Here is a 19,721-nt window from a genome sequence, read left to right as displayed (position 1 = left end):
ATCCGCAATGCTACTCAAGACCCACACCCTCGGCTGCAAGGTTAACCAGTACGAGACCGAGTTCGTCCGCGAGGGGCTTGCTACCATCGGCTACCGTGACGCGGGCGACGGGGAGCAGGCCGACCTCTGCATCGTGAACACCTGCACGGTGACCGGCGAGGGCGACTCGAAGAGCCGGCAGGTGATCCGCCGGCTGGCGCGGGACAACCCGGCGTCGAAGATCGTGGTGATGGGCTGCTACGCGACCCGCGCGCCGGAAGAAGTGGCCGCGCTGCCCAACGTCACGGAGGTGCTGACCGACAAGCGGGAGCTGGGCGACCTGCTCGGCCGCTTCGGTGTGACCGACGTGCCGACCGGCGTGTCGGGCTTCGGGCAACGCCACCGCGCGTACGTGAAGGTGCAGGACGGCTGCCTGCTGCGTTGCAGCTTCTGCATCATCCCCCACGTGCGGCCCAAGCTGACCAGCAGGCCCCTGGAGCACATCGAGGACGAGGTCCGCCGGCTGGTCGACAACGGCTACCGCGAGGTGGTGCTGACCGGCATCCACCTGGGCCACTACGGCGTCGACTGGAACCGCGACCTGCCCAAGGAAGAGTGGACGCGGCTCGCGCACCTGGTCGAGCAGCTCGCCAGCATCGATGGCGACTTCCGCGTGCGCCTGTCCAGCATCGAGGCGACCGAAACCACCCGCGAGCTGATCGACGTCATGGCCGCGCACCCGGACAAGGTCGCGCCGCACCTGCACATCTCGATGCAGTCGGGCTCCGACAGCGTGCTGCGGCGGATGCGTCGCCGCTGGGGCTCGCAGCGGTTTGTCGACCGCTGCGGGTTGCTGCGTGAGCGGCTCGACCAGCCCGCCATCACCACCGACGTGATCGTCGGCTTCCCCGGCGAGACCGACGCCGAGTTCCAACAGACGGTCGACGTCTGCCGCCAGGCAGGGTTTTCCAAGATCCACGTGTTCCCGTTCAGCGCCCGCCGCGGCACCCCGGCCGCAACCATGCCCGACCAGCTGCCCGGCGACGTGAAGAAGGCCCGCGTGCACGAGCTGACCCGCGTCGAGCACGAGCTGCGGGACGCGTACTTCGAGAGCCTGGTGGGCCGCGAGCTGACCGTGCTGGTCGAGTCGCCGCTGGCCGAACCGGGCGGGCCGATGATCGGCACCGCCTGCCGCTACGCGCCCACGGTGCTGGCGCCCGTCACGGCGGGCGAGTTCGTCCGCGCGAGGGCGACTGGCGTGGCCGACGGCCGGTTAGCCGCCGCGCTCGTGTAGCGTGCGCATGGCCGATCGCCGGTAGACACCTGTGCGGGCGGGACGTGCACGGCTTCGCCGCCCCGGTGCTGAGCCCTTACTAAGCCGCGCACAAAAAAAGGCCCCGCGGAGATCCGCGGGGCCTTGTATTGAGTCAGCTAGCGCTGCCGCATCAGTCGCGGGGACGCACCACGCCGGTCAGGCCGGAGTAGTCGGCCCGGTCCTCTTCGTGCCACAGCGGGTGGCCCTGGCGGATCCGCTCGGCCAGGATCTCGAGCTTCTCGTCCGAACCGGCGGGCGCCGTGGTCGGGATGAACTCGTCGTCCTCGCGGGGCACAAAGTCCTCGTCGTGGCCGTACTTCAGGATGGCTTCGAATACATTCTTCAGGGTCGGGTCTGGCATCGCTTTATACTTTCTGTTCTGCGTCGGTGCGGCCAGACGCTGAGCGCCGACCGACTGGAATCAGGGCTTTAATACGTTGCGTATTCCGTTACGGATCGCCGTGGCTCGGGGATGCGGGGAGCATCCGGCCCGGCGGGAGGGCGTTTTCAGGTGGGGGAGGGAGGGCCGCTTCAGCGGGGGCCAAAAGCCCCGGGCCCGTTGTCGATCCTTGGTCGCCCGAATCAAGTAGCCGATTATTACCGGCGGGGTTTCAAAGTCAAGTTTTTTGTACCGCCATTTCCTGGGTTTCCACCCCGCTTGACACGCCCGTCAGCTAAACCTTGCCGCATGCGGTGACTTGACCGAGAGGACGTGGTTTGGTGAGGTTGTCCGCAGCGTCTGAGCCGGTCGGGCACAGCGCGCTTTTACGATTCACACCAACGCTGTTTTGTGCCGACGATCGCACGCCGAGGGCTGCTCGATGCATTGGATTCAAGAGACCGTGCGCCTCCGCGCGAAGCGGCGTGGCTGCCACCTAATTACCAGTGAGGTGCTGGATGCTGTGCCGGGCTTGCAGGAGCTCGAGGTCGGCATGCTGTGCGTGTTCATCCAGCACACATCGGCGTCGCTGACGCTCAACGAGAACGCGGACCCCGACGTGCGGGTCGACATGGAGATGGCGCTCTCGGCCATCGCGCCCGAGAGCATGCCGTACGTCCATACCTGCGAGGGGCCCGACGACATGCCGGCCCACGTGAAGTCGACCCTTACCGGCAGCAGCGTGATGGCGCCCATCTCGCGCGGGCGGCCAGCGCTGGGGACCTGGCAGGGGATCTACCTGTGCGAGCACCGCGACCACGCCAGCGGCCGGCAGCTGGTGGTCACCGCCTGGGGCAAGGCGGCGTCGGGCGGCTAGGCCGGCGCGCTCAACCGTTGGCCGATTCCAGGGCGCTCATCACCGCCAGCGCGACGTCGTCCCGCCACGGCCGTGCCATGACCTGCACGCCGATTGGCAGGCCGGCGCTGCCCGCCGCGTTCTGGCGCCGCAGCCGGTCCTCCACCGCCCACGCGCCGCTGCCCGCAGCCAGCTCGGCCCGCTCGTCTTCCGCGGTCACCTCGCCTACCGGCACGACGCCGGCCGGGGCGTCTAGCAGGTTGGCTAGGTAGCAGTGCGAGGCCTCGAGCAGCAGGTGGAGCGCCGACCCGTGACGCAGCGCGGGCAGCGTGTGCGGCGGGTTGATGACCGCGTCGACCGGGCGGCCGCCGAACGCCCCGTCGAGCTGTTCCCAGAACCGGGTGCGGTACGCGTCGGCCGCGGACGTGAGCTGCCAGTACTGGTCGGCCGAGCGGGGCCCCGTCAGCCGCAGCAGCTTCGCCAAGCCCGGCTGGCCGAACGCTGACAGCCCCAGCGCGATCGCGTTGCGGGCCGACTGCGGGTACTTGGCGAGCCGCAGCTGACGCCGCACCTGGCCGGTCTTCTTTCTGCCCTTCACCAGCCGCCCGAACGACCGCAGGCCGTCAGCCGAGATCAGGCCGAAGTAGACCCGCAGCATCTCATCGGGGTCCGGCATCGATACTCCGACCACGTCGGCGCCGAGGTCTGCCAGATGCCGTGCCGACTGCTCGACCGCGCGGCGGATCGCCGCGCACGGTGCGGCCACCCCGTTGTCCGTCCAGTAGACGACCCGCAGGCCGGCCACATCGACGTCGCGGTAGTCGGGCCACGGGGTGTTGCGCTCGTCGGACTGTTTGGGCGCCGCGGTCGGGTCAACGAGCACCCGCATAGCCAGGTCCGCGTCGGCGGTGGTGCGGCAGATTGGGCCGGGCTGAATAATCAGCGATCGCATGCCCGGCATCGTGCGCTTGGAGCCCTGGATGGTCAGCCGGCCGCTGGTCGGCTTGTAGCCCACCAGGCCGCAGCTGTGCGCCGGGTGGCGGGTGCTGCCGCCGAGGTCGCTCGCCAGGCCGAGCAGGCTCATGCCGGCCGCAACCGCGGTCGCCTCACCGCCGCTCGAACCGCCCGGCGAGCGCTCGGCGTCGGTGGGGTGCAGGGTGAGCCCGTACAGCGAGTTCTCACACTCGTGCAGCAGCATCCCCTGCGGCACGTTGGTCTTGCCGACGATCACCGCGCCCGCCGCGCGGAGCCGCCGCACGAGCGGCGAGTCGGCTTGGTCGGGGCCGGGGCTGAAGCCGGGGATGCCGAGCGTGGTCTCGCTGCCGGCGACCGCGAAGCAGTCCTTGATGGTGACCGGCAGCCCGTGCAGCGGGCCGAGCGGCTTGCCTGCCGCTTGCCGCGCGTCGGCGGCGTCGGCCTCGGCCAGCGCCGCCTCGCGGGGATGGGTGATAGCGTTGAGCGCAGGGTTGAGTCGGGCGATCTGCGCGAGGCACGCCTCGGTCGCCTCGCGGGAGGTGATCTCGCGGTTGGCGATCAGCCGCGCCGCCTCAGCGGCGCCGAGCGCGGGCAGGACTGAGTGGTCGGTGTCCGTCGTGGTCATAGACGCCTGGTTACGGGGGCGCCGGCGGGCCGGCTGGCTGAAACTCCCATCATAGTTGCCTGCCGGCTGCCGCCCTACCGCTAGTGGCGGGCGCAGTCGGCGCTCACGGAATGGGTCCCAAAATGCCGACCGGAGGTGGATAGCCGGCTGCCTCTTGTCGCTTATACGGCCGCGGAGTATTCTTGTTACAGCCGAGGTGAGATTGAGTCTCATCACGGTTTGCCCCGGAGATCTGACATGTCGGCCTTCGCCAATACCTCCACTTCGCCCACTCCCTCCGCGCCAGCCCCCGCGCTGCGTCTGCTGGGTGAGCTGCGCACGGGCGAAGCGGGTCGGGTCGCCGAGGTGGCGGTCGAGACTTCCGACGCCAGCCGGCTCAAGGCGTTGGGCGTTTGCGCCGGGCGGACCGTGCGGGTCGTGTCGGCCGGCAATCCTCTGATCGTGCAGGTTCTCAACTCACGGGTAGGGCTGTCCGCAGAGCTGGCCGCGCGTGTGACGCTGAGCACGTGTTAGTGCCCTCCCCGCCGCCGCCAGCATCCGGATAGACTGGCTGCCGACATGAGCAGCGCGAACCTTCCTGAACTGAATGTGATCTCCGGCCCCGGCGCGCGCCCGCGGTCCGAGAGCTTTACGGTTGCGCTGGTTGGCAATCCCAACGCCGGCAAGACGAGCCTGTTCAACCGCCTCACGGGGCTCCGGGCGCGGACCGCCAACTTCTCTGGCACCACGGTCGAGCACCGTGTGGGCGCGCTCCGCCTGCCCGAGCACACCGTGGTGCTGCTGGACCTGCCCGGCCTGTACACGCTGGAGGTCTCGACCCCGGACGAGCAGGTCGCCCGCGACGCGCTGTGCGGCGATCTCGCCGGGCACGAGGCGCCGGACGCGGTGCTGCTGGTGCTCGACTCGACCAACCTGTCGCGCAACCTGTTCCTGGCCGCCGAAGTGCTGGAGCTCAGCATCCCGACCGTGGTCGCGCTGACGATGAGCGATCTGGCCGACCGCCAGAAGCTGGAGATCGACCTCGACGTGCTGAGCGAGTCGCTGGGCTGCCCGGTGGCGGCGGTGTCGTCCAAGAACAAGACCGGGCTGGACGGGCTGCGCGCGGAGCTGGACGCGTTGCTGGGCCGGCTCGAGCCGCCGGCGTTCGACGCCGCGGCGGCCTGCGGATCGTGCTCGGGCTGCCGGTACTCCGACCGGTACGACTGGGCGGAGGCGGTTGGCGCCCGCGCGCTGCGTGGCGGCGTCGAGGCGCCCGCCCGCGTAACCGAACTGCTCGACTCGGTGCTGACCCACCGCGTGCTCGGCCTGGGGATCTTCGGCGTGGTGATGCTGGTCACGTTCCTGCTGATCTTCAGCCTGGCGACCGTGCCGATGGACCTGATCGACCAGCTGTTCGCGCTGACCGGCGCGACGATCGCCGAGTGGCTGCCGCCGGGCGACTTCAACAGCCTGATCACCGACGGCGTGATCGGCGGCGTCGGCGGCATGCTGGTGTTCCTGCCGCAGATCGCGATCCTGTTCTTTATGCTCGCGCTGCTGGAGGACTCTGGCTACCTGGCGCGGGCGGCGTTCGTGATGGACCGGCTGATGGCGCGGGTCGGCTTGCCCGGCAAGGCGTTTGTGCCGATGCTCTCCGCGCACGCGTGCGCGATCCCCGCGATCATGTCCGCCCGCGTAATCGAGGACCGCCGCGACCGGCTGGCGACCATCCTGGTGCTGCCGCTGATGACCTGCTCCGCCCGGCTGCCGGTGTACGCCATGGTGGCCGCGCTCCTGTTCGGCGACGCCTGGCTGAAGGGCGCGCTGCTGTTCGCGGCCAGCTACGTGCTGGGCATCGTGGCGGCGTTTGTGATGGCCTGGCTGTTCAAGGCGACGCTGCTGCCCGGCGACGCGCGGCCGCTGGTGATCGAGCTTCCCAACTACCGCCTCCCCTCGCTGCGCAACGCGCTGATCCAGACCGCCGCGCGGTGCTGGGCCTTTATCAAAAACGCCGGCACGGTGATCCTGCTGATCACCATCGTGATGTGGGCGCTGGCCACCTACCCCAAGACCGATCTGGCGGACCTGCCGGCGTCGGACCGGCAGCGGATCGAGGCGCTCGACGCCGATTCAGCCGACCTCGCCCTGCAGGAGGCGCAGCTCGAGCACTCACTGGCGGGCCGGATCGGAAAGGGAATTCAGCCGCTGTTCGCGCCGCTGGGGTTCGACTGGAAGACCAGCGTCGGCGTGGTCAGCTCGTTCGCCGCCCGCGAGGTTGTCGTGTCCACGCTGTCGGTGCTGTACGGGCTGGGGGACGAGCCGGAGGACGAGGACTCGTTGATCGGCGCCGTGCGGAACTCGCGCCACGCGGACGGCTCGCCCGTGTTCACCACCGCCACGTGCCTGAGTCTGCTGGTGTTCTACGTGCTGGCCATGCAGTGCCTGCCGACCCAGGCGGTCACCGCCCGCGAGACGGGCAGCTGGAAGTGGGCCGTGTTCCAGTTGGGCTACATGAGCGTGCTGGCCTACGCAGCCGCTTTTGTCACCTACCGCGCGGCCCTTGCGCTCACCGCCTGACGCGAGGCCCGGGCGGGCCGCCGCTTGCCGCCGCCGCCCGCGGCAACGAGAATCGGGCTGTCCCCCTTACGCCCCTCGTCCCGCTCGTCGCCCGGCCGCATGTCGTTCCGCCTGCTGACCTACAACATCCACAAGGGCATCGGCGGCGTCGACCGCCGCTACCGCCCGGAGCGGATCCAGCAGGTGCTCGACCACTACGCCGCGGACGTGGTGTTCCTGCAGGAGGTGGACGAGGGGGTCAAGCGTTCTCAGTTCCACCAGCAGGCGGAGATGCTGGCCGACCACTGCGGCTACCAATACCGCTGCTACCAGCGCAATGTGCGGGTGAAGGACGGGCACTACGGCAACGCGATCCTGAGCCGCTGGCCGCTGTCCGACGCGTGCGACCTGGACCTCACTATCCGCTTCAAGAAGCGGCGGCAGGCGCTGATGGCCCGCTGCTGGATGCCGCTCGACGGCGGCCACCGCACGGTGGGGCTGGTGAACGTGCACCTGGGGCTGGCCGGCTTCGAGCGCAAGCGGCAGCTCACGCGGCTGCACGCGTGCGACTTCCTGGGCGGGTTCGCCGCGCACACGCCGGTGGTCGTGGCGGGCGACTTCAACGACGTCTACAACGACCTGGGCCGCGTGGCGATGGCGCCGTGTGGCTACGAGTCGGCCGAGAAGAGCATCCGGACCTTCCCGGCCGCCGCGCCGGTGAGGGCGCTCGACCGGGTGTTCTACCGCGGCGACCTGGCCGCCGACGGGGCGTTCGCCGGGCGGATCGCCGTGGCGCGGCGCGCGTCCGACCACCTGCCGCTGATCGTCGATTTCCAGCTGACCGACTCCACACACGCGCATGAATGAGCTGCTGAACGACCTCTACCACGCCGCCACCGACTACTACGGCATCCTAGTTCTGGCCCACATCCTGCTGCAGCTGGGCATCGTCGCGCGCGTGATCATGCGGGGACTGCCGGTTGGCGTGTCGCTGGCGTGGGTGCTGGTGGTGGGCGGCTTCCCGGTGGCCGGCCCGCTGGTGTACCTGATGTTCGGCGAGCTGCGGCTGGGGTCCCGCCGCATCCAGCGGTTCAAGCTGCTGACCAAGCCGGTTGTGAAGTGGCTGGAGGAGCTGAGCGACTCGCACACGCAGCTCGACGCGTCGCACGGCGGGCAGCCGTTCGCGCAGCTCGCCGAGCGCACGCTCGGCTTCCCCCCGCTGTCCGGCGGGCGGATGACGCTGCTGCCTTCGTGGGGCGAGGTGTTCGACGCCATTCTTGAGGACATCGCCGACGCGGAAGAGACCGTGCTCATGGAGTTCTACATCTGGCACCCCGGAGGCCGCGCCGACGAGGTGGTGCAGGCGTTGATCGACGCCGCCGGGCGCGGCGTCAAGTGCCGCGTGCTGCTGGACGCGTTGGGCAGCCGCGACTTCCTCCGCGGGCCGACGCCCAAGCGGCTCCGCGACGCCGGCGTCGAGGTCCACGCCGCGCTGCCGGGCGGGCTTTGGAGGATGCTGTTCGTCCGCTTCGACCTGCGGCTGCACCGCAAGAACGTGATCATCGACGGGCAGGTCGCGTTCACCGGCAGCATGAACCTGGTTGACCCGCGGTACTTCAAGCAGGACTCGGGCGTGGGGCAGTGGATCGACGCCATGACCCGCATCGAGGGCCCGCCGGTCAAGGCGATGGCCATCACGTTCCTGGCGGACTGGAGCGTCGAGGTCGGTGAGGACATCGAGGAGCTGAAACTGCTCAGCGGCCCCTACCCGCTTCCCCCGGCCGGCGACTGCGTGGTGCAGGCGGTGCCGTCCGGCCCGGCGTACGGGCAGAACGCGATGGAGCGGGCGCTGGTCATGGCGGTCTACTCCGCCCGCGAGGAGGTGGTGCTCACCACGCCCTACTTTGTTCCGGACGAGCCGATGCAGATGGCCCTGGCCAGCGCGGCGCTGCGGGGCGTGGAGGTGACCCTGGTGGTGCCGGCGCGGGTCGACTCGCTGCTCGTGCGGTTCGCCAGCAACGCGTTCTACGCCGAGCTGATCCGCGCGGGCGTGCGGGTCCGGCTGTTCGACGGCGGGCTGCTGCACACCAAGAGCGTCACGGTGGACGGCCACTGGTGCCTGTTCGGTTCGCTCAACCTCGACCCCCGCAGCCTGCACCTCAACTTCGAGCTCACGCTGGGCGTCTACGACGATGGCTTCACCCGCCAGCTCCGGGCGCTGCAAGGCGAGTACATCGAGAGCTCCCAGCCGCTCACGCTCGAGGCGCTCATCAACCGCCCCCCGCTGGTGCACCTGGCGGAGAACGTGGCGCGGCTGGTCGCCCCGCTGCTGTGACGCCCGCCCCGGCTACTTGAGGTACCGATTGGTGACCGCGGTCCGCTGCGGCGCCTCAGGCCCCAGGGCCACGCCCAGCCAGCCGTCGTCGATCAGCAGCTGCGTGACCATCAACCCCGCCAGCGTGCGGCGCTGCTCGGGCGTCGAGGCCGCGACCGCCAGCGTCCGCCCGGGCGGCATGATCTTGCCAAACACCGCGTGCAGCTGCGCCCGCCGCCCGGACCGCATCCGGCCCTCGATCTGCACCGGGTCGGCCTGGTCAAGCCACACGCCGTCGATCGTCGCCCGCGGGTGGAAGTACGCGTGCACGATGAAGTCCTGGAAGCGGGCGTTGTCGACCCGCAGCCGGTCGAAAGCCAGCACCAGCTCGATGTGCCCGTCGCCCAGCGCGACCCGCGCCGGCTGCTCGGCCGCGAAGTCGAACTCAACCACCCGGTCCTGCGGCTCGCCCGCGGGCAGGTCGACCGACAGACGCTCGGCGACCACGGCCCGCAGCTCTTCCGGGGTGAGGGTCCCGCGGCCCAGGTCCATGCCGTCCAGCGCGTTGTTCAGCATCGACTCGTGCAGCTGCATGCTGAACAGGCTGTCGGCCGGCGCCCGGTTGCGGGGCGTGTGGGAGGCGAGCTGGCGGTTGTTGGCGAACCGCAGCCGCGCGATCAGACGCTGCTCGGTCGTGCGGACCTCGATCGGCTCGACCTCCAGCCGCAGCGACTCGGCCCGCGCCAGGACCGCCCGCTCGTACCGCTGCTGCAGCTTGGCGACGAACGCGTCGGCCTGCTCGTCGAGCTCGCCGCTCACCCGGGCGCCGACTCGCGACTCGGTCTCCCAGCGCGCGCGGCCCTGGTTGCGGCGGAACTCCTCCTGCGCCCGCGAGCGGACCAGGCTCGACACCAGCGGCACGCCGTCGAAGTTGGTGCGGATGCCCAGCAGCTGCGACTGGCTCTCGGCGAAGCAGTCGGCGGCGTAGGTCTCCACACCGCGGCGGTGGATCACCAGCGGCTTTTGGGCGACGAACGCGGTGTCGCCGTGCGTGCTGAGCTGAGCGGGGCCGCCGTCCGCCACGGTGCGCGCGGTCACGGCGCCACGCGCCTCCAGCGTGATCCGCCACGCCCGCGGGTCGGGCGTGAGCCGCAGGCGGATGTCGGTGCTGGTGAGCGCGGACCCGCGAACCGGCGTCCCGGCGATCCGCTCGGCCACCGGCTGCGCCTCGGGCTGCGGCTGTGGCAGCAGCCGCTGCAGCAGGTGGGCGGCGAGCGCCACCCGCACGTTGGCGTTGCGGTAGTTCTGCTCGATCTGGCTGGCCAGCTGCTGGTGCCCCTCGGCCGCCGACCGGCGGAGCAGGTTCCGCCGCGTCGCGATCCGCTCGGCGAGCTCTGGGTTGGGCTTCAGCTCGTAGAGCTCTAGGTCGTTCACCAGCCGCGGCACGTCGACGTGGTCGACCGCCGCCAGGTGCAGCTCGTCGGTCAACGCGGCCACCACGCCGGTGGACGTGAACGTGCGCTGCTGGTCGTCCAGGCTGTCGGCGGCCAGCCGCGCGAGGATCTCACGTGCCAGGTCGCGCCGCGCCTGCCCGTTGTCGGCGCGCGGCGCGTCGAGCGCCCGCTCGAGCTGCATCAGCTTGAGGTAGCGCCGCCAGCCGTCCCCCTCGTGCGAGGCCCCCACCTGCGCGGCGAAGCGGCGGAGCCGGCGGCGGAGTTCTTGGTTCGACTTGTCCGCGTCCGCGGTCGCGACCAGCGCGTCCCGCTCCTTGAGCTGCGCGGCGATCCGCCAGGTGGGCGCCCGGCGCAGCACCGCGTAGGCGGCCTTGCGGAGCTCAACCCGCGCCCGGGCGGAGCGGAAGTGCTCGGCCTCGGCCAGGCCGCGTTCCGCGTGCCGGGCAAAGGCGTCGGCGCCGGCCGCGTAGCCGTCGGCGGCCGGTTCGGCGCCGGTGGTCAGCAGGTCGAGTTGCCTGAGCGCCTCGCGCGCCCACGCCTCGCAGTCCGGCAGGTCGAGCAACGCCGTCAGCTCCGAGCGCAGCAGGCTGTCGGGCGAGGAGGCCTGGTCCTCGAGGCGGATATCGTCCAGCAGCCCGTCGAGCGAGTCACGCTGGCGGATCGTCAGCTTCGGGCGGGCGTGTCGGGCGGAGTCGTTCACCATGGCCAGGCGGTCGCCGGGCGCAACACGGATCGGGCCGGTCAGCCCGGCCGGCGAGCGGATGATCTCCGGCTCGGCGGGCGGCTGCAGGCGGGCCAGGCGATCGACCAGCGGGCGGAGATCGATCCGCCGGGCGGCCTCGTTGTGGGCCCGGCCGATCGCCGCGCCGCCGCGGCGGATGGCGCCGAGGGTGTCAGCCCCGAACAGCCGCCACGGCTGCGCGTCACGCGCGGTCCACAGCGGCCGGGCGGGCGCCAGGGCAACCAGCTCCGACGCCTGCGCGTGCAGAGGAAGCGGCACGCGGACAGGGCCGGGGGTCGCTTCCACGTAGTTGGATGTTTGGGGCAGCAACGCCGCCAGCGAGGGGCGGTAGCCGGCCTCGCGGGCCGTGGCGACCATCCGTGGGGCGGGTCGGCAGGGGACCGCCGCCGCCGTGATCGACCGGGGCGCGTACCGGGGGCGCTCGGGTTTGCTGTCGACGCACAGTTCGAGCGCCACCCAGCTGAGCGTCAGCGCGCCCGCGGCGAGGGTGTAGAGGGCGTAGGGTGCGATCTCAATCCGTTTCGATTCCATTGCAACGATCCGTGTTGCGGTGCGCACCCGGCCTAGCTACCCGGCTGGGCAGATGCGCACTCCTATCCTGCATCCAAGGGATGGATCGGCAGGATGGGTTGGATAGTTAAGTTGCGGTAAGGAATCCGCATAACCCGTGCCGATGGATTGAGTAGAAGGCGCCGGGCCCGAGCAGGGCGCCGCTGCGCACGCACTGAATCCTACGCAACCAACGCCCCAGTCAGAATGACCAAACTCCTCGCCATCGCAATCGGCGGCGCCTTGGGCGCCCTCTGCCGGCACGGAGTCGGGATGGCCCTGCTGGGGACGCGGTTCGCCTACGCGACGCTGGTTGTCAACGTAGCCGGGTGCTTCGTGCTGGGCGCCCTCGTCCACGACGGCTTCGCGTCGAACGGGCGGCTGTCCATGCTGTCCCACCCGGCGGTGACCGTGGGCTTCCTCGGCGCGCTGACTACCTTCTCGACGTTCGGCCTGCAGACGGTGCTGTACCTTGAGCAGCGCGAGTGGGGTCTGGCGGCGGCGAATGTGCTAAGCAACCTGGTGATCGGCCTAGCGGCGACCGCCGCCGGCGTCGCGCTGGCCCGCGCGCTCGCCGCGCCGTCGGCCTGAGCGCAATAAAAAAGGCGGCGGCGCCACTTGGCGCCGCCGCCCAAACTCCCGTGCATCGCTGCCGTGGGGCGTTGTTACTTCAGCTCGATCTTACGCGGCTGGGACTCGGGGGTCTTGGCGACCGAGACCTTCAGCACTCCGTCGGCCAGGCCGGCCTCGATCGACTCGGGGTCGACCGTGTCGGGCAACGTGATGGTCCGGGTGACCTTCCCGAAGCCGCGTTCGTTGTGCTGGTACTTCTGATCGCCGTGCGACCGCTCCAGCGCGATGGTCAGCACGCCCTTGTCGAAGGTGACGTCCACCGCGTCGCGGGCGACGCCAGGCGCGTCGACCTCGATGAAGTACCGGTCGTCCTCTTCCCACAGCGACGCGGGCGCCCGCCACGCGGACAGGCCGCGGTTGGCCGGACCCTGGCCGAAGAACTGGTTGAAGAGGGTGTCGACCTCAGCGAGCGAGCCGGGGAAGACTTCCGACAGACGATTCTTGTGGGTGGTGTTCTGCATGGTCCACTCCTGTGTATGAGAGAAACGGGGTTGGTTTCGATGGGCTCTCAGCGGCCACGCAGAAGGGAAATGCAACCTCGGCGCCAATTCTCCGTTGTGGATTTAAGTTGTTTTTTGGTAATGATTTGCGTTTTATACCGTCGCAGCGGTCGCCCGGGGCGTCGCCATTTTGGCAGTCGATGGCCTGTGTCGCCACCTAGTGGAGAAGGTTTGCGACTGCCAAAATGGCAATCGCAGGCAATACCGGCCGCCAACGGCGTTTATCGCGCAGCAATGCGCTTACGGAGGGGGAGAACCGGCTCTTGGGCGACGAGGCCGCTGTGCTACGCGGTCTGCTTGGAGGTCGCGACGTACGAGCCGGCAAATACTACCCTTGGCCGGTCTTCGACGACGCCGTGATCGATCTCGATCGCCAGATCCAGCTTCGCCTGGCCCTTCTCGGCCAACATCTCCGCGAAATACGCCCGCTGGGCGTCGGTCACCATCCGGCAGCGGGCCACGATGCTGGGCGAGTCGACCGGGCGGTGGTACTTGATCGTGCTGCGGCGGATGACGATCACCGCCTCGGGGTCGAGCGGCTGCACCTCCAGGTAGGTGGCGCCCCAACCGGTGATGGTGCACAACGCGTTCAGGCTGCCCGCGAACGCGGTGGCCTGGTGGTTGTGGTTGAGCTCCAGCGGGCAAGACATCACCAGCGCGCCGTCGTCGATTCCCTCGACCACCACCCCCAGCTTCTGGCAGATGGGGATCTCGGTGTTGATCACCTGCTGGAGCTGCGCGAGCCGGGGATCGGGAAGGGGCGCCCGGGGCGGCGTCGCGTTCAGATCGGGCATCGGTCGCCGGCTCGGGGGGACGTCTGGGGGAGCTGCCTATGCTAGCCAATCTGCGGTCCGGCGGCCACCGCCGGTCACCGCTTCCACAGCAGCAGCACCGAGTAGTTGGTGTTGTGCGGGTTGACGCCGTCGGAGTTGCTGTCGAAGCGGTCGGTCAGCGAGAACTTCAGGCTGGTGTTCGACGGCTGCGAGAGCTGGATCTGCCAGCTGATGTCGCTGACCAGACGGTAGCTGTTCAGATCGCCCCACTCAGGGAAGTAGTCCAGCTTGGCGTTGAAGGTCTGGGAGTCGGAGATCTTCTGCTCCCAGTTGAGGCCGCCCTGCGCTTCCGGCACCCACTCGTCGCGGACGCCGCCGAACTTGCGGATGGCTCCTGAACCGAGGCTCAACGCCAGCTTCACGTCGTCGGCGTCGAAGAACTGGTAGCCCACACCCAGGTTGACGTTCATGCTCAGGTCGAACGCCTGGTACCGGTCGTAGAACGACTGGTTGTTGAAGTACAGCGTCCACGGCGACTTGCCGAACAGCCAGTCGTACCGGAAGTCGAGCCGGGCGTTGTTCTGCGTCTCTTCGCCGTCGCTCTTCGTGCGGTTGTGGTAGAGGCTGGTGTCCAGCTTGCCGCGGTCGGTCTTGCGCTTGAGGTAGCCGCCCGCGCGGGTGCTGAGCGTGTCGCCCGTGCCGCTTGAGCCGTTGAGTCCGAACTCCACGCCCGTGTCCCAGGGGGTGGGTCCGAACCAGTAGGTCGGGGTGTACCACTGCGGGCCCGGCTCGGGCTCGGGAACGCTGGGCTGGACGATCTCCGGGATCAGGTCCGCCGACAGTTCTTCGACGGGGGGCTCCATGGAGGGCGGTTCCTCCAAGGACGGTTCGGCCGACGCGGCAGCGGGTGCGGCCAGCTCGGGCGCCGGGGCTTCTTCGGCAGCCGGTTCGGGCGCAGGGGTGGGCGCCGGCAGCTCCGCCGGGTCGGCCATCGCGACGGTCGCCGCCAGTTCAGGCGGGGGCGGCAGCCGGCGGATCTCCTGCGCATGACCGGTGTGGGCGGTCAGCAGGCAGGCTGCTAGCAGCAGGGTTGTGGCGGCCGTTCGACGCATACACGTACTAGTGGGGGCAGCAGGCACGGGTAGGCGGGACTTGTAGCAGAGCCCCCGCGATCACCCAAGGCGGATGACAGACGGCCGCCGACCGGCTGCGGATCGATGCAACAAAAAAAAGGCGGGCCGGAACCAAGGGTTCCGGCCCGCCAGGGTCTTCAGCTAGCGTCGCTTGTTAGCGCCTCAGTTGCAGCCGCACGGGGCGGGCTCGGCGCAACCGCCGCAGCCACCGCCACAGGCGGGGACCTCGACGGTCTGGGCGACCATCTTGCAAACCTTAACCGGCACTTCCTTGGTGACCGTCTGAGGGACGCAGACCGTGTAGGTCTGGGTCTTCTCTTCCGGCACGCAGTCGTAGGTGGTGACGGTGTAGGTGCGGGTCTTCTCGACGGGGACGCACTTGGTGACGGTAACCGTCTTGGTGCGCTCCTCGGGGACCATCTTGCAGACCTTGTAGGTCTTGGTGCGCTCCTCGGGGACGCACTTGGTGACGGTAACCGTCTTGGTGCGCTCCTCGGGGACCATCTTGCAGACCTTGTAGGTCTTGGTGCGCTCTTCGGGGACGCACTTGGTGACGGAGACCGTCTTGGTGCGCTCCTCGTCGACGTAGTTGCACACCTTAACCGTCTTGGTGCGCTCCTCGGGGACCATCGTGCAGACGGTGTAGGTGTACGGGACCTCTTCGGTCACGCACTCGTAGGTGGTGCAGGGGACCTCTTTGGTCTCGCAGCCGCCAACCCAGACGCGCTTGCACACGGTGCGGGTGCCGCAGCCGCAGCCGCCGCAGCCGCTCTCGCAACCGCAGCCGCTGTCACAGCCACCGCAGCTGCCGCAGCCATCGCTCGAACCGCCGCAGCCAACCTCAACCATCTGGGTTTCCCAGTGGCCGGTGTTGACGGTCACGGTGCGGGTCGTCTCGACGGGGACGCGCTTGGTGACGGTGCGGGTGCCGGTCTTCTCTTCCTGCTGAGGAACGTTGACCGTGTAGGTGACTTCCTTCTCGCTGTACTGAGGAACCTTAACCGTGTAGGTGACTTCCTTCTCCTCGGTCGTGGGGACCATGACCGTGTAGGTCGAGGTCTTTTCCTCGTAGGAGGGGACCATCACGGTGTAGGTGACTTCCTTCTCCTCCGACGTGGGAACCATGACCGTGTAGGTCGAGGTCTTCTCCTCGTAGGTCGGGACGTGCACCGTGTAGGTGACTTCCTTCTCCTCGGTCTGCGGCTCCATCACGGTGTAGGTGGAGGTCTTCTCCTCGGTGCGAGGGACCCGCTTGTACACGGTGTAGGTGCGCTCACGCTGCTCCTGCACGTACTCGGTGGACGTGACCGTCTTCATCACGGTCTCGTACGTCGGGACGTACGTCGTCTTGGTGGTCGTGCCGCAGCCGCAATCGGCCGCCGCGTCACCACAACCGCCGCCGCAGTCGCTGCTGGCCGCGGCGCAACCGCAGTCGGCGCTAGCCGAACCACAGCCGCAGCCCGCCCAAGCCTGGGTGGTTGCAACCAGCAGGGCGAATGCTGGCAGCAACGCTAGGGTCGCACGTCTCATCACTGTTGTCCTCCATCGAACGGTTAAAGAAAGAACGGTTGCCCTTCCCCGGCAGACTGCCGGCGGAGGGGGTCTAAGTTTCATTGCAAACAGGGCCGGGGGAGTCGCCTCGCCCGCGGCATGGTTGGCCGGAATCCCTCGCGGCTTCCCGTTTTTCGCATGCCCCCCAATCGTAATCGATTCCCCAGCCCGTTGTAGTGGCTGTATGGGTAATTCACGCTATTTTTGCCGCTTGGGCTGAAGCGTACGTTGCGGGTGACGCGATGCTCCAGGGAATCAACCCGTCGTGCGGCAGAAGAATTGATGAGGAGCCCCTAGACCGAGGACGATCCGCACAATCACCGGCAGGTTGGTTGCTATTCAACCGATTGGTTGACCGCCGACCTGCATACTGCCGAAGCGTGGCCGGTCACTGCGTCGGGCGTGATCGAGGCAGCATCGCTTCCGCCCCCCTGCGGGGGGAAGTGAGAGGACCTTGCGCACAAAAAAAGCCCGCCCGGCTGCTGCTCAGCCGAGCGGGCTCTTGTTCGCTTCACTGCTTACTGCAGGACCTTCAGCAGCTCGATCTTGAACACCAGCGTCGCGCCGGGACCAATCACGGGCGGGGCGCCACGTTCGCCGTAGGCCAGGTTGCTGGGGATGAACACCTCGACCTTGCCGCCCTCTTTCATGAGCTGCAGCATCTCGGTCCAGCCGCTGATCACGCCGTTGACCGGGAACTCGGCCGGCGCGCCGCGCTTGTACGAGCTGTCGAAGACGGTGCCGTCGATCAGCGTGCCCTCGTAGTGGCAGCTCACGGTGCTGCTGGCGGTGGGCGAGTCGCCGGTTCCCTCTTCCAGGACGCGGTACTGGAGCCCGGAAGCGGTGGTCTGGATGCCGTCCTTCTTCGCGTTATCTGCGAGGAACGCTGCGCCGGCTTCTTTGTTCTTCTCGGATTCGCTGGCCATTTCTTTCTGGGCCCTTTCGTTCATTTGTTGGTCGAAGCGGGTCATCACCGCCTGGATCTGTTCGTTCGACATACGGGGCTGCGCCTTGGTGAGGGCGTCCCGGATGCCGGCCATCAGGTGGTTGGGGTCCACCGGCACCTGCTTCTGCAGCAGGTCGCGGCCCATAAACAGGCCGATCGCGTAGCTGACGTCCTGCTCGAAGGTGGGTTGCTGAGCCGTGGCCCCGGGCCGGCCCGCGGGCAGCGGGTCCTGAGCGGTGGCCGAGAGCGGTTGCCCCGCTGCGGCTGTCAGCAAAATCGGACCAACAAGGGCGTGCCATCGCCTGCGCATAGTCAAGTTTCCTGCGGCGGTACAAGTGTTTAGAGGGGTAGAGCTTAACAGTTGTGCCGGAGGGTCGTCAGGGGGCTGGGCCCAGCGGTCGGGCAGCCGTTGCCCGAATGGTGGGAATAACCACAGACGCCGCTTACAATTGGGGTACAAAGAGTTAAGGGCACGCCGAGACCGGCCAATTCCCCCTCCGACGAGGGGGCCATGGTCTGTGCGTACCCAGCAGCACTTAACCCAGTCACCGCCCCCGACTCGTCCTGCCGTCGATGCGACACCGCACCGCCTTCACCCTAGTCGAACTGCTGGTGGTGATCGCCATCATCGGAGTGCTGATCTCGCTGCTGCTGCCAGCGGTGCAGGCCGCCCGCGAGTCGGCGCGGCGGGTGCAGTGCGTTAACAACCTGAAGCAGCTCGCGCTCTCGACCCTCAACTACGAGGACTCGAACAAGATACTCCCCAGCGCGGGGCACTACGCCGCGCCCGAGGAGGCGGTCTATTACTCGTACAGCGACTGGCGGGTAGATCTCAAATCGGGGTCCAACCACAGTTGGTTGTGCGACCTGCTGCCGTACCTTGAAGAGGGCCCGCTTCACGACAAGCTGAACCTCAACCGGCACGTGGCGCTATCCGACGCAGACACACTCGCCGCGCAGCCGCCCGGCCTGCTCTGTCCCAGCGACGCCGGGCAGGGGCGCCTGTTCGAAACCCCGTCCGGCTTCGGCGGCGCGCGACATGGCGCCGCCTTTGGCAAGGCCAATTATGCGGCCTACTCCAACCCCTTCCACGCTGACAGCTATTTCCGCTCCGGGCCGATCGCCGTCTACGGCATGCGGCTCCGCAAGGTGCTCGACGGCACGAGCGCCACGCTGATGCAGGCCGAGATCCGCACCCGCGACGACCCGGCCGACCAACGCGGGGCGTGGATGCTGGGCTGGGCGGGAGCATCGCTGCTGGCGATGGACCTGCACCCGCAGTATTACGGCAATCCCAATACCAAGCAGGCCACCAGCCTGTCGGTTGACTACACCCCCAACACCAACTCGCTCGGGCTGACCCAGTACCCCAACGGACCGCAGCCCGACGTGCTGTACGAGTGCCCCGAACCTGGGCTCGCGCAGCTCGAGGGGATGCCCTGCAACGACCAATTCTACGGGTACATCTCGGCTGCGCCGCGGAGCCAGCATCCGGGCGGCGTGAACGCGGCGTTCCTGGACGGCCATGTCGAGTTCCTGCCGAACAACATCGACGAACTCGCAATGCACTACATGATCTCGGTGGCGGACGGCGCCGTGATCGTCGTCCGCGACTAGCGCCCCAGCGGGCCATTCCCCCTCTTATGCCTGATACCGCGCCCCGCCGCCGGCCCCTCCTGCCCTACACAATGCTAGCGATCGGCATCGCGGCGGTAGTGGTGGGCCTATTCTGGAAGAGCATCGTCCCTGACTCGGCATTCTGGTCCGAGCAGCAGGCCGAGGAGTACCAGCAGGCGTACGCGGCTGCCCACGAGGCCTCGATCCACGGCGCGTCCGAGGGCGGATTGAGCCTGGACGAGACCCGCGCCAACTTCCAGGCCAAGCAGCAGCAGCTCGCCACCGCCCGGCAGGCCCGCGGCGTTTGGGGTAAGATCATCGCCGTCGGCGGTGTTTCGCTGGCGGCCGCGGGCGCCTGGCTGCTGCGGGCGTCGGACTCGGCCGGCTAACCGCTCCGCCCCCCGAATCCCTCTTCGCCGCCCCGTTATGCGACGCTCCTACCTGGCCCCTATCGCCTGCATCGCCTCCGGACTTGCGGTGATTGTGGGGTCGATCATCCTGCAGCAGACCCCCAACCCCAATGCGGTCTGGACGCCGGAGAAGGTGGCCGAGTACCAGCAGGTCTACGATGAGCTGATGGACCTGGTCGGCCGGCAGGACATCCCGCGGGACGACCCGCGGCGGGTGGCGGTGGAGCAGCGGTACAGCGAGCTGCAGGAAGAACTGAACCAGGCCCGGGGGCCGGCGGTCGTAGTGGGGATGGTGCTGCAGATGCTGGGAGTCGGGCTGGGCCTGGTGGGCTCGATCTGGCTCATCGTGCGGCAAAATCAGGCCGCCGATCAAGCCGGATCCGGCTAGACGCCCGCCGCAAACCCAACCATGATAGAGGGTTTGACGATCGCGGC

At 68.6% G+C, this 19,721-nt stretch carries 18 protein-coding genes; 10 read left to right on the top strand and 8 right to left on the bottom strand.

All coding sequences use genetic code 11. From position 1 onward, the window contains the following. Positions 1 to 7 precede the first annotated feature (7 nt). Positions 8 to 1,273, top strand: coding sequence for a tRNA (N(6)-L-threonylcarbamoyladenosine(37)-C(2))-methylthiotransferase MtaB (gene mtaB / locus KOR34_RS15835; RefSeq protein ID WP_146565636.1), 1,266 nt, complete (start codon positions 8 to 10; stop codon positions 1,271 to 1,273). A 151-nt stretch (positions 1,274 to 1,424) separates the two neighbouring features. Here mtaB and KOR34_RS15830 read toward each other — a convergent pair whose 3' ends face one another. Beyond that, a complete protein-coding gene (locus KOR34_RS15830; protein ID WP_146565634.1) occupies positions 1,425 to 1,655 on the bottom strand; it encodes a hypothetical protein in 231 nt (76 codons plus the stop codon). Positions 1,656 to 2,115: 460 nt separating this feature from the next. Between KOR34_RS15830 and KOR34_RS15825 the strand changes: the two genes are divergently transcribed. Then, the gene (locus KOR34_RS15825; protein ID WP_146565632.1) at positions 2,116 to 2,550 is read left to right on the top strand and encodes a secondary thiamine-phosphate synthase enzyme YjbQ; all 435 of its coding nucleotides are present in this window, start codon (positions 2,116 to 2,118) and stop codon (positions 2,548 to 2,550) included. Between the two features lie 10 nt (positions 2,551 to 2,560). On the opposite strand, the gene KOR34_RS15820 is transcribed toward KOR34_RS15825, so the two are convergent. After that, positions 2,561 to 4,129 (bottom strand): amidase, encoded by a 1,569-nt coding sequence (locus tag KOR34_RS15820; protein ID WP_197531446.1) that lies wholly within the window; start codon positions 4,127 to 4,129, stop codon positions 2,561 to 2,563. Between the two features lie 237 nt (positions 4,130 to 4,366). Here KOR34_RS15820 and KOR34_RS15815 point away from each other — a divergent pair, with 237 nt between their 5' ends. The 4 genes from KOR34_RS15815 to cls all read left to right on the top strand — a co-directional run bounded on the left by KOR34_RS15815 (position 4,367) and on the right by cls (position 8,999). Beyond that, on the top strand, positions 4,367 to 4,642 hold the full coding sequence (locus KOR34_RS15815; RefSeq protein ID WP_146565629.1) for a FeoA family protein: 276 nt from the start codon (positions 4,367 to 4,369) through the stop codon (positions 4,640 to 4,642). A 45-nt stretch (positions 4,643 to 4,687) separates the two neighbouring features. Next, on the top strand, positions 4,688 to 6,685 hold the full coding sequence (gene feoB, locus KOR34_RS15810) for a ferrous iron transport protein B (RefSeq protein WP_146565627.1): 1,998 nt from the start codon (positions 4,688 to 4,690) through the stop codon (positions 6,683 to 6,685). 99 nt (positions 6,686 to 6,784) lie between these two features. Continuing rightward, on the top strand, positions 6,785 to 7,531 hold the full coding sequence (locus tag KOR34_RS15805) for an endonuclease/exonuclease/phosphatase family protein (RefSeq protein ID WP_146565625.1): 747 nt from the start codon (positions 6,785 to 6,787) through the stop codon (positions 7,529 to 7,531). Beyond that, positions 7,524 to 8,999: a cardiolipin synthase gene (cls, locus tag KOR34_RS15800; protein ID WP_146565623.1), complete on the top strand. Its 1,476-nt coding sequence runs from the start codon at positions 7,524 to 7,526 to the stop codon at positions 8,997 to 8,999. The genes KOR34_RS15805 and cls overlap by 8 nt, the downstream gene beginning before the upstream one ends. 12 nt (positions 9,000 to 9,011) lie before the next feature. Here the strand turns inward: cls and KOR34_RS15795 are convergent, their stop codons facing one another. Next, entirely contained in the window at positions 9,012 to 11,705 is a 2,694-nt protein-coding gene (locus KOR34_RS15795) for a hypothetical protein (RefSeq protein WP_146565621.1), read from the bottom strand. 225 nt (positions 11,706 to 11,930) lie between these two features. Between KOR34_RS15795 and KOR34_RS15790 the strand changes: the two genes are divergently transcribed. Further along, positions 11,931 to 12,314: a fluoride efflux transporter FluC gene (locus tag KOR34_RS15790; protein ID WP_146565619.1), complete on the top strand. Its 384-nt coding sequence runs from the start codon at positions 11,931 to 11,933 to the stop codon at positions 12,312 to 12,314. Positions 12,315 to 12,388: 74 nt separating this feature from the next. On the opposite strand, the gene KOR34_RS15785 is transcribed toward KOR34_RS15790, so the two are convergent. From KOR34_RS15785 to KOR34_RS15765, 5 genes are all read right to left on the bottom strand, one after another. Continuing rightward, positions 12,389 to 12,817: an Hsp20/alpha crystallin family protein gene (locus KOR34_RS15785; protein WP_146565617.1), complete on the bottom strand. Its 429-nt coding sequence runs from the start codon at positions 12,815 to 12,817 to the stop codon at positions 12,389 to 12,391. A gap of 323 nt (positions 12,818 to 13,140) precedes the next feature. Then, a complete protein-coding gene (locus tag KOR34_RS15780) occupies positions 13,141 to 13,650 on the bottom strand; it encodes a YiiD C-terminal domain-containing protein (RefSeq protein WP_146565615.1) in 510 nt (169 codons plus the stop codon). A 74-nt stretch (positions 13,651 to 13,724) separates the two neighbouring features. Beyond that, on the bottom strand, positions 13,725 to 14,741 hold the full coding sequence (locus KOR34_RS15775; RefSeq protein ID WP_146565613.1) for a DUF481 domain-containing protein: 1,017 nt from the start codon (positions 14,739 to 14,741) through the stop codon (positions 13,725 to 13,727). 183 nt (positions 14,742 to 14,924) lie between these two features. Next, positions 14,925 to 16,292 carry a hypothetical protein gene (locus KOR34_RS15770; protein ID WP_197531445.1) on the bottom strand — a complete coding sequence of 456 codons (1,368 nt, stop codon included), beginning with the start codon at positions 16,290 to 16,292 and terminating at the stop codon, positions 14,925 to 14,927. 539 nt (positions 16,293 to 16,831) lie between these two features. Next, positions 16,832 to 17,533, bottom strand: a complete 702-nt coding sequence (locus KOR34_RS15765) for an FKBP-type peptidyl-prolyl cis-trans isomerase (RefSeq protein WP_228714630.1) — start codon at positions 17,531 to 17,533, stop codon at positions 16,832 to 16,834. Between the two features lie 299 nt (positions 17,534 to 17,832). Between KOR34_RS15765 and KOR34_RS15760 the strand changes: the two genes are divergently transcribed. The 3 genes from KOR34_RS15760 to KOR34_RS15750 are packed head-to-tail and all read left to right on the top strand — an operon-like array spanning position 17,833 to position 19,674. Continuing rightward, positions 17,833 to 18,876: a DUF1559 domain-containing protein gene (locus KOR34_RS15760; protein ID WP_146565607.1), complete on the top strand. Its 1,044-nt coding sequence runs from the start codon at positions 17,833 to 17,835 to the stop codon at positions 18,874 to 18,876. A 26-nt stretch (positions 18,877 to 18,902) separates the two neighbouring features. Further along, on the top strand, positions 18,903 to 19,265 hold the full coding sequence (locus KOR34_RS15755) for a hypothetical protein (RefSeq protein ID WP_146565605.1): 363 nt from the start codon (positions 18,903 to 18,905) through the stop codon (positions 19,263 to 19,265). A 37-nt stretch (positions 19,266 to 19,302) separates the two neighbouring features. Further along, complete coding sequence (locus KOR34_RS15750) at positions 19,303 to 19,674, top strand: hypothetical protein (RefSeq protein WP_146565603.1); 372 nt, start codon at positions 19,303 to 19,305, stop codon at positions 19,672 to 19,674. Positions 19,675 to 19,721 lie beyond the last annotated feature (47 nt).

Source organism: Posidoniimonas corsicana (assembly GCF_007859765.1).
Taxonomy (GTDB): domain Bacteria; phylum Planctomycetota; class Planctomycetia; order Pirellulales; family Lacipirellulaceae; genus Posidoniimonas; species Posidoniimonas corsicana.
Note: the sequence above shows the minus strand (reverse complement) of the source record. Positions and strands in the feature narration are given on the sequence as shown.

Bases quoted from the DNA above. Each gene is read 5' to 3' on its own strand.
- mtaB (WP_146565636.1), top strand. From the start codon at position 8: ATGCTACTCAAGACCCACACCCTCGGCTGCAAGGTTAACCAGTACGAG.
- KOR34_RS15790 (WP_146565619.1), top strand. From the start codon at position 11,931: ATGACCAAACTCCTCGCCATCGCAATCGGCGGCGCCTTGGGCGCCCTC.
- cls (WP_146565623.1), top strand. From the start codon at position 7,524: ATGAATGAGCTGCTGAACGACCTCTACCACGCCGCCACCGACTACTAC.
- KOR34_RS15825 (WP_146565632.1), top strand. From the start codon at position 2,116: ATGCATTGGATTCAAGAGACCGTGCGCCTCCGCGCGAAGCGGCGTGGC.
- KOR34_RS15820 (WP_197531446.1), bottom strand. From the start codon at position 4,129: ATGACCACGACGGACACCGACCACTCAGTCCTGCCCGCGCTCGGCGCC.
- feoB (WP_146565627.1), top strand. From the start codon at position 4,688: ATGAGCAGCGCGAACCTTCCTGAACTGAATGTGATCTCCGGCCCCGGC.
- KOR34_RS15770 (WP_197531445.1), bottom strand. From the start codon at position 16,292: ATGAGACGTGCGACCCTAGCGTTGCTGCCAGCATTCGCCCTGCTGGTT.
- KOR34_RS15815 (WP_146565629.1), top strand. From the start codon at position 4,367: ATGTCGGCCTTCGCCAATACCTCCACTTCGCCCACTCCCTCCGCGCCA.
- KOR34_RS15775 (WP_146565613.1), bottom strand. From the start codon at position 14,741: ATGCGTCGAACGGCCGCCACAACCCTGCTGCTAGCAGCCTGCCTGCTG.
- KOR34_RS15830 (WP_146565634.1), bottom strand. From the start codon at position 1,655: ATGCCAGACCCGACCCTGAAGAATGTATTCGAAGCCATCCTGAAGTAC.
- KOR34_RS15750 (WP_146565603.1), top strand. From the start codon at position 19,303: ATGCGACGCTCCTACCTGGCCCCTATCGCCTGCATCGCCTCCGGACTT.
- KOR34_RS15780 (WP_146565615.1), bottom strand. From the start codon at position 13,650: ATGCCCGATCTGAACGCGACGCCGCCCCGGGCGCCCCTTCCCGATCCC.
- KOR34_RS15760 (WP_146565607.1), top strand. From the start codon at position 17,833: ATGCGACACCGCACCGCCTTCACCCTAGTCGAACTGCTGGTGGTGATC.
- KOR34_RS15755 (WP_146565605.1), top strand. From the start codon at position 18,903: ATGCCTGATACCGCGCCCCGCCGCCGGCCCCTCCTGCCCTACACAATG.
- KOR34_RS15785 (WP_146565617.1), bottom strand. From the start codon at position 12,817: ATGCAGAACACCACCCACAAGAATCGTCTGTCGGAAGTCTTCCCCGGC.
- KOR34_RS15795 (WP_146565621.1), bottom strand. From the start codon at position 11,705: ATGGAATCGAAACGGATTGAGATCGCACCCTACGCCCTCTACACCCTC.
- KOR34_RS15805 (WP_146565625.1), top strand. From the start codon at position 6,785: ATGTCGTTCCGCCTGCTGACCTACAACATCCACAAGGGCATCGGCGGC.